This window comes from uncultured Kordia sp. (assembly GCF_947496985.1).
GTDB lineage: Bacteria > Bacteroidota > Bacteroidia > Flavobacteriales > Flavobacteriaceae > Kordia.
Genome location: NZ_CANMEZ010000007.1, coordinates 151,718 through 164,312 on the forward strand (window position 1 = coordinate 151,718; position 12,595 = coordinate 164,312).

Genomic DNA, 12,595 nt, shown 5'->3' on the forward strand with positions numbered 1-12,595 from the left:
ATTTGTATTTATAGATGAGTATACTTATTATTACTCAATAATAATTTTTCTAGATTCTGTGAAATTATCTCCTTCAACTCTTAGAATGTATAATCCGGATTGTAAATTATCTAAATTAAAGTTTACAGTTCCTGTTAAAGTTACATCTTTTGTGTAAATACTTCTTCCATTGATATCAAATATATTTACTGAAACATCACCTAAGTTTTTCTTAGCTTGAATATTAAAGCTTCCTTTTGATGGGTTTGGATATACAGAGAAGCCATTGTTATTTGCAACATCTCCAACACTTAAGCTTGAGTTTACAACAAAGTTATCAAGTATTGGTCCTTCTTGGTTTGTATTAGTATCTGCTACCATTGCAAATCTGAATACAATACTTGCTTCACTGCTTAAAGCACTTAAGTTGTAGCTATATTCTTGCATCGTTGTATTTGTTCCTGTCCATTGTCCTCCAGGGCAATTGTTACAGTCTGCATTTCCAGAAGAAGCAAATGTTCTATCACTGTTATACCAGTTTGGATCACTTGCAGATCCTAATAAGTTCCAATTATCTCCTCCATCAGTAGAATATTCTAAGAAAAGAACATCCCAGTTTTCTTCTAAGTCATACGCTAAATCAAATACAACTTGTGGATTTGTAATTTGAGTTAAGTCGTAGCATTCAGTCAATAAGTAACTACGTGTACTTTGGAAGTGATTTCCATTAAGATTGGTTGCATATACATCTCCATCTAATACTGTAGATGCAAATACACTTCCTAGTTGAACATATGTTCCTCTAGACCATAACTGTGGAATTCCTTCAGCATATGTAGTTAATTCATCGTCAACGCTTTCAAAATCGTTTACTTGTTGTGGTGTTCCAATTTCGTTGATACGAATTGCAAAACCTTCTGTGTTATTGGTAGCATCTTGATCGTTTGGTGTTCCTATTGTAAAACTTACTGCATGAAATCCTTTTGTCATTGTAATTGCAGGAATGGTAATATCTTCTGTTCCTCCAACTGGAATATTTACATTGAACATCGTAGTTGTTGCCGCACCTCCATCAATTGTATAGCTAATTTCTAATGAAGTAATTGCATTGGTAACTCCTGAGTTTTCAATTGTAAGAACTGGGCTAAATGTATCTAAACCACAGTTAATTTCAGGATCAGTTATTGAAGCTATACGAGCATCTGTATCTAAAGCAACATATGGAAGTCCTACGTTTACTGCATAAAAAGCATCTTGTGTTGCAATTGCTTCTGGACTGTTGGTTCCGTAAAGATTAATTGCAACTTCTACTCCTGCATTTCTAGTATCTAAAAACGTACTGTTTGGCGTTAAATAATCTCTTAATATTAAGTATGCAATTTCTTCAGCTTTTTGCATTCCTATTCCAGTTACGTTAAATGCATCAAATACATCATTTGTTCCAGATCCACCTTGTACTAATAAGTAAAACCAGTGGTTTAATACACCACTGTTACTATGCACTCCACATTGGTCATTGGTATTATTCGGTGTAGGACAACCAATTGTAGATGTTGCTCTCCAGTTAACACCTTCATATGTATCAGGATCTCCAAATGTATTTGGATTACTCATACTTCTAATTCCGTTTCCAGGTGTAATTTCTTCACCTATTTGCCATGTTTCTATATTAGGGTTTAAGTCATCTCCATTTCCTTTAGCACGAAATTCAATTGCAGCTCCCCATAAATCAGAGTATCCTTCATTTAATGCTCCAGATTCTCTTGCATATACTAAGTTATTTGCAAATTGTGTAACTCCGTGTCCAATTTCGTGAGCAACAATATCTAAACATGTTAATGGCTGAATATTTCCACCACCATCTCCATAAGACATTACAGAACCATTCCAAGCAGCATTTTGCCATGTTCCTCCTGTTTGCGGACTGTTTACGTGTACATAACTTCTCATAGAAAATCCGTTACCATCAATTCCATCTCTTCCGTGTACATTTAACCAATAATCATATGATTCCATTGCTCCCCAATGTGCATCCAATGCAGCATTGTCTAAACCAGGAAGTGCCCATATATTATCAGCATCTGTAAATTCAGCAAAGTTATTTATATATCCTCCACCAAAAGGGATATTTTGAGCGTCTCTTGTAAATACATTTCTAGAATCATCATTTAATGTATATGAACCAGAAGTTTCTAAACGTGTTTCAATATCACGTAATCCACTGTAACGTGTGTTCGCTGATCCTAATACAAACATTTCTGATTCATTTTCTGAAACAGTTAATAAGTTTGCAGGATTGTTCAATAACTCACGACCTTCGTTGTTGTGATGTTTTATAATTTTATTGTAGAATAAAATTTCTCCAGTAACTGCATCTACATACACCTCACCTCTACTTACAGGTTGTGTTGCGTAGATATCAAATTTATATGCTAAATTTAATAGTCCCGAATATGTATTCATTTCTGGAAGTAAAACTAATTCTCCTGCTGGTTTTGCATAGTTTATTGCAGCTGCTTCAGAAGGGTTTGACCATAAGTATTCTTGTGCTCCAATATGTGCAGTTGCTTTGTTAAAAGCTTCTTGCGCAGATAATGATGGAGAAAGATTTATACCAAGACCATCATATACTTCTCCGTTTATACTTTTTACCGTATTATTTTTAGAGTGAATGATGAGCGTACCAAATTCTACTTTGATTCCATTGTAGTATTGTTGCATTTTTTCATGCTTCATTCCTGTTCTATCTTGATTTACTATCATAGATTGGAATGTATTTTTTTCGTCTAACTTGAAGTTTCTCAAAAATTCACTCTGAGCTTGCGCCGAAGAGACATCTTTAGTGAACTTCATGCTTTTGTTTACAGATATTGCTTGCTCTTGTGCATTTGTTTCTAAGATGAACATAGCACAAAAAAGCATAAATCCTGTTTTAATGTAATTTGTATACATAGATAATGTGGGTTAAATGGCTAAAATAATATTTTTTTTATAATGTTTTGGCTGTGAGCTTATTAAATAAAAATACCGCCTTACTATCTGATAATCTAGATATAAAGTTGGTGATATTCATCAGCCTTTTGTATAAATCGTCTGTAGAATAGTCTACAGTTTCTGGTAAAACTTTCAAAATTAACTTGTCATAGTTAGAAAGGGAATCATTGTGGTAGTTGGTTGTTGCTGTGATAAATGTATCTAGCAGGTGTTGCAATACACGATAGCCTGTAATTTCTTTTTCTATAACTTCTTTACTTTGATATATCTTTTCAATACTTATTTTAATGATATCATCTATTTGTGCTTTGTATTTGCTCTTTTCCATGAGTCCTACTGAAAAGTCTCCTTTACAAATAGCTTCTTCATTTTCTAAAAAGATACGTGCAGCATCATTAATTAATGTATTGATAGATAGTGCTCTTAGATAACTCAAACGATCTTCTCTATATTGTAATGAGTTATACTTTTCTGTCTGAATATTATCTCTAACTAAATTGATCAAATATTCTAATGCATATTCTTCTTGTATGAGTCCAAGATTGATTCCATCTTCAAAGTCAATGATTGTATAACAGATATCATCGGCAGCTTCCACTAAGAAAGTCAGTGGATGACGTACATAGCGAATATCGTCTCCTTCTCCATAGGTTTTTAAACCTAATTCATTGGCTACATCTGTAAATGCAGCTTTTTCAGATTGAAAAATACCGTACTTCTTATCCGAAATATGCTTTGTTGGTTTTTTGGGTAATGATTGTTTTGGGTATTTCATAAAAGCGCCGAGCGTTGCATAACTTAAACGTAAGCTTCCGTCAACTCCTTTGCGATTTTCAGTTAAAATTTTAAACCCATTTGCATTTCCTTCAAAATCACATAAATCCTGATATTCTTTTGGAGTCAATTGTGATTGGAATTGTATTCCATTTCCAATTTTAAAATATTCTCCAATAGCTTTCTCTCCTGAATGTCCAAAAGGCGGATTTCCAATATCATGTGCTAAGGCAGCTGCAGCAACAATAGCCCCGAAATCATTAAATTGAAATCCGTGAACTTCTTTAAGATGTGGATACTTTTCTAGTAGTTTCTTTCCAACACTTCTCCCTAAACTTCTACCAACAACAGACACTTCTAAACTGTGTGTCAATCGTGTATGAACGAAATCTGTTTTCGATAACGGAACAACTTGTGTTTTGTCTTGCAAACTACGGAAAGCAGAGGAAAATATAATTCTATCATAATCTACTTCAAAGCCCAATCTGGTTTCATCTTGTTCTTTTCGAAGTCGTTTATGGGTATCCCCGTAACGTTTTAACGAGAGTAATTGTTCCCAATTCATTAGTAAATAGCATTTTTCCTTGCAATATACTACATAAATAATTGATATGCTAAAACGAAGTCTCCATTGAAAGTACATTCCCACTTTTGAGCAAAAAAAGATAGTATTTCTTTATAAAATTGACTTATTTGTTATATTTATAAAACCATGTTAATTTACAAAGCTTCGCAGGAGTAAGATATAACCTTATGGTAACATTACATTTGGCAACACTATTGATATTTGTAAATTATTTTTTAATACCCACATATGGAGAATATATACTTACTGATGATAATTGCATTGACTGTATTAGCTATTGCTGATTTAGTTGTTGGAGTTAGTAATGACGCAGTAAACTTCTTAAACTCAGCTATTGGTTCTAAAGCTATTTCCTTTAAAACAATTATGATTGTTGCAAGCCTTGGTGTAGCTATTGGAGCTGTTTTTTCTAGCGGTTTGATGGAAGTCGCACGTAAAGGTATTTTTAATCCCGATCAATTTGTATTTCATGAAATCATGATCATTTTTATGGCCGTCATGATTACCGACATACTCCTACTCGACTTTTTTAATACGATAGGAATGCCAACATCTACAACGGTTTCCATTGTTTTTGAATTACTTGGAGCCGCAGTAGCTATGGCATTGATAAAAACGGCTAGTAATGGTGAAGGATTTTCAAATATTGCACAGTATATCAATACTTCCCAAGCAACGGATATTATATTAGGAATACTCCTGTCCGTTGTCGTCGCGTTCTCAGTTGGAGCATTGATTCAATGGTTTACACGATTATTATTATCCTATAATTTTAATCAAAAAGCAGCCTGGGTTGGCGCTTTATTTGGTGGAATTGCCTTAACAGCTATCACCTATTTCATCTTTATGAAAGGAATTAAAGGAACTGTTTATGCGAAAGCTACCGTTTACGATCTATACAATGGTTCTTTAGACGGATTACTTACTTGGGCTAATAATAGTTTTGATACAACTTACGCAAGTATTGAAGAGTTAGTCAAAGCAAAAAAAGATCTTCTAAAAATAAATACAACTTCCGGAGTTACCTCTTTAACATTACGTGGTTTCCTAGAAATGTATGTACTACCTATTGTTGCTGTTAGTTTAGTAGTATGGTCAATAATATCCTATTTATTCATATCAGTATTTAAAACAAATATTTATACGATTATCATCGTAGTTGGAACGTTTGCCTTAGCATTAGCTTTCGCTGGAAATGACTTAGTTAACTTTATAGGTGTCCCAATTGCAGCTTGGCAATCGTATGATGCTTTTATGGATCCGGCAATAAACATAGATGGTTTAACGGCAATGCAGTTCCCTATGAATATTTTAGGAAAAAAAGTAGCCACACCAACTATATTTTTAGTCTTAGCTGGATTAATTATGGTAGTGACACTTTGGTTTTCAAGCAAAGCAAAAGCCGTTGTTAAGACATCTATTGATTTATCAAGCCAAGAAGATACGAAAGAGCGTTTTCAACCAAACTTTTTATCTCGTGGCTTTGTACGTTTAGCTATCGCTACCTCACAATGGACAAGTACAATTGTTCCTGAATCATGGCAAGCTAAAATAGACAAACAATTTGAAGTTCCTGTTATTACAGGATATAGAAACAAAGAAGACATTCCTGCTTTTGATATGGTAAGAGCTGCTGTAAACCTTATGGTTGCCAGTGTTTTAATTTCGATAGCTACTTCTATGAAATTACCACTATCTACAACTTATGTAACATTCATGGTTGCTATGGGTACATCTTTGGCAGATAGAGCTTGGGGCGCGGAAAGTGCCGTTTACAGAGTTGCAGGTGTATTAAATGTAATTGGTGGTTGGTTCTTTACGGCATTTATTGCCTTTACTGCTGCTGCTGTCACAGCTTACTTATTAAGCCTACATTTACCTATCATGTTAGCTTTATTACTAAGTTTAGCTACGTTTTTATTAATTAGAAATTATATTTTACACAATAAAAAAGCGAAAGAAGCCAAAGTAGAAGATAGTTTACAAAAAGCAGAAAGCAGCTCTGTACAAGGCGTTATTCATGAAAGTGCAGATAATATTGCCAATGTTGTAAAGAGAGGTAATAGAATTTACTCAAGCGCTATTAATGGTTTAGCTAAGCAAGATTTACAAATGCTTAAGAAGAATCGAAAAAATATCATCAAGCTTTCTAACGAAATTGATGAACTCCGTGACAATATTTTCTATTTTATTAAAAATTTAGACGAGACAAGTGTTGGTGCGAGTAATTTCTATATAAATATTTTAGGATACTTACAAGATATTACACAATCATTAGAATACATTTCAAAAGCAAGTTTAAAGCACGTTAATAACAATCATAAGAAATTAAAGTTCAACCAAATTAAGGAGTTGAAACAAGTTGATGCCGCTTTAGAAGCCTTATTTAATAATACAAAACAAGCTTTTGATTCTCGTTCTTTTGAAAAAATTGGCGATGTATTAGCTAGTAAAGAAACTGTCCTTGAGTTGGTATATGAAAAAATTCAAACGCAAGTAGCACGTACACGTACAGAAGAATCGAGTCCAAAGAATACCACTTTATACTTTAGCTTATTATTAGAAACTAAAGATTTACTGAAAGCAATGATGGATCTTTTAGAAGAATATCACAATGCCCATGATAGTTCAGTAGAACCTGCTACGATTACGATTACAAAAGATAAAACAACTGATATTGATACAGATTCAAGTTCAGAGTCAGAATAACATATCATATCATTTAATATTAAAAAAACACAATCGTTACGGTTGTGTTTTTTTTGTTTTGATCTAATTCAAAATTTCTATCTTAGACACACCAATTTAAAACTAAACTCATGAACACATCATTTTTTACATACATCTTATTGCTGTTTACCGCTTTCTCATACGGACAAGAGCTTACTGGACAACAATTACTTGAAAAAGCTATTCAGTATCACGATCCAAACGGGAATTGGAAAACCTTCAACGGAACACTGAATGTTACTATGGAAACACCTAAAAACCCTGATCGCGTAAGTGTTATCAAAATTAATTTGCCTGAAGAGTATTTTTATGTAAAAGCTACAAGCGATAAAAAAACAACAGAATATACTGTAGAAAAAAGTGATTGTAAAATTGTTTTTAATGGAGAAAGAGACCTTTCTAATGAAGAATTAAAGGAAAATAAATTGAGTTGTAAACGCGCCAATTTATACAAGAACTATTATACGTATTTATATGGTTTACCAATGAAATTAAAAGATAACGGAACTATTATTGATCCGAAAGTCATTAAAAAAACCTTTAAAGGAAAAGAATATTTAGTCTTAAAAGTTACCTACAAAGAAAGTATTGGAAAAGACACTTGGTACTTTTATTTTAATCCTAAAACCTACGCAATGGAAGTGTATCAGTTTTTTAAAGATGAATCTAAAAACGATGGAGAATACATTTTATTAACTGAAGAAGCTACAATTAACGATATTAAAATGCCAAAAAAACGCGCTTGGTATTATAACAAGGATAATGGGTATTTAGGGACAGATATTTTGAAATAGATCGCTTCGCTTTTAGATTTTAGACCGCTACGCTACGAGATATTAGATTGTTAGAATTCTGACGTCGCATCCTGAACTTGATTCAGTATCACATAAAATAGTTTTTACAAATAATGCTTCTGTGTACTTCACGATACAATTTTTTATCTATTTCGACTACGCTCAATATGATAAAAAATCATTCGAAGTGACGTATTATATATAAAATTAAAAAGGGGAACGCTATATAAACGTTCCCCTTTTTTAATATCTATGTTTTATATAAAATCGCTATAATTTACGAACCACACATTAAGCAATCGTCATCTTCGCTTTCTCTCGCTTTTGATAACATTTCCTGTAATTCTTGTGGCGTTAATGGCTCTACAGCAACTGGTTTTTGTTTTTCTCCAGAAGCAACTGTTGCAGCTTCAACAGCAACAGGTTCAGACTTTGCAGCTTTACTTACCGTAAATTTAATTGCATCTACTGCCGATTTTGTACGTAAGTAATACATTCCAGTTTTCAATCCAGATTTCCAAGCATAGAAGTGCATAGACGTTAATTTCGCCATTGTTGCACCTTCCATAAACAGGTTTAGTGATTGTGATTGATCAATGAAATATCCTCTGTGACGAGACATATCAATGATATCTTTCATACTTAATTCCCAAACCGTTTTGTACAAGTCTTTAATATCTTGTGGAATTTCTTCAATGTGTTGGATAGATCCATTCGCACGCATCAATTCTTGCTTCAAGTCTTCTGTCCAAAGGTTTAAGTTTACTAAATCTTCTAATAAATGTTTATTTACCACAATAAACTCACCTGAAAGTACTCTACGTGTGTAAATGTTTGATGTATATGGCTCAAAACATTCGTTGTTTCCAAGAATTTGAGATGTAGATGCTGTTGGCATTGGTGCTACTAATAATGAGTTACGCACTCCATTTTTAGCAACTTGCTTACGCAATTTTCCCCAGTCCCAACGACCACTTAATTCTTCATCTTTAATTCCCCATAAATTATGTTGGAATTCTCCTTGTGATATTGGCGAACCTTCATATGTTTGATATGGACCTTCTACTTTTGCTAACTCCATAGAAGCTGTAACTGCTGCAAAATACAATGTTTCAAAGATTTCTTGGTTCAGTTTTTTAGCTTCATCAGATGTAAATGGCATACGTAATTTAATGAACGTATCTGCTAATCCTTGTACACCTAATCCAATTGGACGATGACGGAAGTTAGAGTTTTCTGCTTCTTTTACAGGATAGTAATTACGATCAATTACGGTATTTAAGTTCTTCGTTACACGTTTGGTAACTCTGAATAATTCTTTATGATCAAACTCGTTTCCTTTTACAAACATTGGTAATGCAATAGAAGCCAAGTTACAAACTGCTACTTCATCAGGAGAAGTGTATTCCATGATTTCCGTACATAAGTTTGACGAACGAATCGTACCTAAATTCTTTTGATTCGATTTACGGTTTGCAGCATCTTTATATAACATATAAGGTGTTCCTGTCTCAATTTGAGATTCTAGGATTTTCTCCCACAGTTCACGAGCCTTAATTGTTTTTCTTCCTTTTCCAGCTGATTCATACTTTAAGTACAATGCTTCAAACTCATCACTATGTACGTTGAACAAGTTTGGGCATTCATTTGGACACATTAATGTCCAAGAAGCATCTTCTTGTACTCTTTTCATGAATAAATCTGGAATCCACATTGCATAGAATAAATCACGCGCACGCATTTCTTCTTTACCGTGGTTTTTCTTTAAGTCTAAGAAGTCAAAAATATCAGCATGCCAAGGTTCTACATAAATAGCAAATGAACCTTTACGTTTTCCTCCACCTTGATCTACGTAACGAGCAGTATCATTGTATACACGTAACATTGGAACAATTCCATTACTAGTTCCATTGGTACCTGCAATGTATGATCCTGTAGCACGAACGTTATGGATAGACAAACCAATTCCTCCTGCTGATTGTGATATTTTCGCCGTTTGTTTTAATGTATCGTAAATTCCGTCAATACTATCATCTTGCATTGCTAATAAGAAACATGATGACATTTGAGGTTTTGGTGTTCCTGAGTTGAATAACGTTGGAGTTGCATGTGTAAAATACTTTTTAGACATTAACTCATACGTTTCAAGTGCTGCATCTAAATCATTTAAATGAATTCCAACAGAAACACGCATTAACATATGCTGTGGACGTTCTGCTATTTTTCCATTTAATTTTAGTAAGTATGAACGCTCTAATGTTTTGAATCCGAAATAATCATATCCAAAATCTCGATTATAGATAATGGTAGAATCTAAACGATCTGCATTTTCCATAATTACATTATATACTTCATCCGATAATAACGGCGCTTTTTTTCCTGTTCTTGGGTTTACATATTCATACAAGTCAACCATTGTTTCTGAGAATGATTTCTTTGTATTCTTATGTAAGTTTGATACGGAAATACGCGCAGCTAATCGAGCATAATCAGGGTGCGTAGTCGTCATTGTGGCGGCAATTTCTGCGGCCAAGTTATCTAATTCTGAAGTGGTAACACCATCGTATAATCCTTCAATTACACGCATAGCAACCTTTACAGGATCTACCAAATCGTTTAAACCATAGCATAACTTTCTCACTCTTGAAGTGATCTTGTCAAACATCATTGGCTCTTTTCTTCCATCTCTTTTTACTACAAACATATGCTCGTCTATTTTTTAATTATTCTGAATTTCGTTCAGAAAAGGGGTTAGTTATTTTACTAATTTTTCGGCGAAAAAATTAGCATCTCAGGTATTTTGTTATGTATTTTTAAATTTTGACTACAATCAATCAAAATTTAGGGATTTTGTTAACTAGAAATCAGCGTCAAAGCTAAATTTGTCTGACTCTTCTTCTTTATTCAAGACACCTGCTTTTTGATATTCAGATACTCTTTTTTCGAAGAAGTTTGTTTTACCTTGAAGGGAAATCATATCCATAAAATCGAATGGATTTGATACATTATACTCTTTTTCACAACCTAATTCTTGTAAAAGTCTGTCCGTAACAAACTCTAAGTATTGAGTCATTAATTTAGCGTTCATTCCAATAAGACTTACTGGTAATGATTCTGTGATAAATTCACGTTCAATGTTCAATGCATCCACAATAATTCCGCGGATACGTTCTTTAGGAACTTTGTTTATAAGGTGATTATTGTGTAAGTGTACTGCAAAATCACAGTGTACACCTTCATCACGAGAGATTAACTCGTTAGAAAACGTTAATCCAGGCATAATTCCTCTTTTCTTTAACCAATATATAGAACAGAAAGCTCCTGAAAAGAATATACCTTCTACTGCAGCAAACGCTATTAAACGTTCTGCAAAACTTGGTGATTCAATCCATTGCAAAGCCCAATCTGCTTTCTTTTTGATTGCAGGGAAATTATCGATTGCCTTAAACAGCATATCTTTTTCTTTTTCATCCTTTACATAGGTATCTATTAATAGAGAATATGTTTCTGAATGAATGTTTTCCATCATGATTTGGAAACCGTAGAAAAATTTAGCTTCAGAATATTGCACTTCATTCACGAAGTTTTCTGCTAAGTTTTCATTTACAATTCCATCAGATGCAGCAAAAAATGCTAAAATATGTTTTATAAAATAACGCTCGTCATCATTCAATTTTGTGGTCCAATCTGTCAAATCTTGGTGAAGATCAATTTCTTCAGCCGTCCAAAAACTAGCTTCAGATTTCTTATACCATTCCCAAATATCTGCATGTTTGATTGGAAAAATCACAAATCTGTCTTTGTTTTCTTGTAAGATGGGTTCTATTGCTGATGACATAAAATTATCGAGTTTTTAATGTAAAATTGGGTAAAAGACTATTGTTTGATTTGGGAATAACAAAGATGGAAAAATGTGTTCGGAAATGAAAGTGTAACTTATTCACAATGTTCGTGAGTTTTTAACAACAGTACAGTTTTTTCCTACTTTTTAACGATTTTTGAAAATGGCATTTTGTATTGATTTTCAATAAGTTACAACATTCAATTCTTTGCTAGCAGCGATAAACTAAGAGATTTTAAAAAAAAATGAGAAAATGAAATTTTGAAAATTTAGCGACCTAATTTTTGCGCTGTCTTCTCTAATTCGGAATACCAATCTTCTCCAAATTTTCGAACCAATGCATCTTTTACAAATTTGTACACAGGTACTTGTAATTCTTTTCCTAAAGTACAAGCATCATCGCATATTTGCCATTTGTGATAGTTTACTGCGGCAAAATCACTATATTCTTCAATTCGAACTGGATATAAATGACAAGAAATTGGTTTTTTCCAATCGACCAAACCTTTATTATATGCTTCTTCAATTCCGCACAAAGCAGTTTGCTTGTCATCAAAAGTAACATACGCACATTCTGCACCATTTACTAATGGAGTTTCTAAATCGCCATTGTCTCTTACAATATAGGTTCCTTGTTGTTCAATTGCTTCAATGCCCTCTTTGCGAAGAAATGGTTTTACCGTATCATAAATGTCATCTAGTATTTTGATTTCATCCTGATCTAACGGCGCACCGGCATCTCCTTCTACACAACAAATTCCTTTACAAGCATGAAGATTACACACAAAATCCTTTTCGATAATATCTTCTGAAACGATGGTTTTTCCTAATTGAAACATGCTGCAAATATACTTTTTTCTCTATTTATAACTCAATTCATTCTGTAGAACTTGTTAA

Annotated in this window: 7 protein-coding genes; 2 read left to right on the plus strand and 5 right to left on the minus strand. The window is 33.3% G+C overall.

Translation table 11 applies throughout. From position 1 onward, the window contains the following. Nucleotides 1-30: 30 nt before the first annotated feature. Both Q0828_RS17500 and Q0828_RS17505 read right to left on the minus strand, forming a co-directional pair. Entirely contained in the window at nucleotides 31-2,931 is a 2,901-nt protein-coding gene (locus Q0828_RS17500; RefSeq protein ID WP_298424091.1) for a M4 family metallopeptidase, read from the minus strand. A 37-nt stretch (nucleotides 2,932-2,968) separates the two neighbouring features. Next, nucleotides 2,969-4,312 (minus strand): deoxyguanosinetriphosphate triphosphohydrolase, encoded by a 1,344-nt coding sequence (locus Q0828_RS17505; protein WP_298424094.1) that lies wholly within the window; start codon nucleotides 4,310-4,312, stop codon nucleotides 2,969-2,971. A 249-nt stretch (nucleotides 4,313-4,561) separates the two neighbouring features. On the opposite strand from Q0828_RS17505, the gene Q0828_RS17510 reads away from it, so the two are divergent. Then, a complete protein-coding gene (locus tag Q0828_RS17510; RefSeq protein WP_298424097.1) occupies nucleotides 4,562-7,042 on the plus strand; it encodes an inorganic phosphate transporter in 2,481 nt (826 codons plus the stop codon). Nucleotides 7,043-7,152: 110 nt separating this feature from the next. Further along, the gene (locus tag Q0828_RS17515; RefSeq protein WP_298424100.1) at nucleotides 7,153-7,857 is read left to right on the plus strand and encodes a DUF6503 family protein; all 705 of its coding nucleotides are present in this window, start codon (nucleotides 7,153-7,155) and stop codon (nucleotides 7,855-7,857) included. 277 nt (nucleotides 7,858-8,134) lie between these two features. On the opposite strand, the gene Q0828_RS17520 is transcribed toward Q0828_RS17515, so the two are convergent. From Q0828_RS17520 to Q0828_RS17530, 3 genes are all read right to left on the minus strand, one after another. Then, entirely contained in the window at nucleotides 8,135-10,561 is a 2,427-nt protein-coding gene (locus tag Q0828_RS17520) for a ribonucleoside-diphosphate reductase subunit alpha (RefSeq protein ID WP_298424103.1), read from the minus strand. A gap of 153 nt (nucleotides 10,562-10,714) precedes the next feature. Continuing rightward, a complete protein-coding gene (locus Q0828_RS17525) occupies nucleotides 10,715-11,695 on the minus strand; it encodes a ribonucleotide-diphosphate reductase subunit beta (protein WP_298424106.1) in 981 nt (326 codons plus the stop codon). Between the two features lie 272 nt (nucleotides 11,696-11,967). Next, the gene (locus Q0828_RS17530; RefSeq protein ID WP_298424109.1) at nucleotides 11,968-12,537 is read right to left on the minus strand and encodes a DUF3109 family protein; all 570 of its coding nucleotides are present in this window, start codon (nucleotides 12,535-12,537) and stop codon (nucleotides 11,968-11,970) included. Between the last annotated feature and the right edge of the window lie 58 nt (nucleotides 12,538-12,595).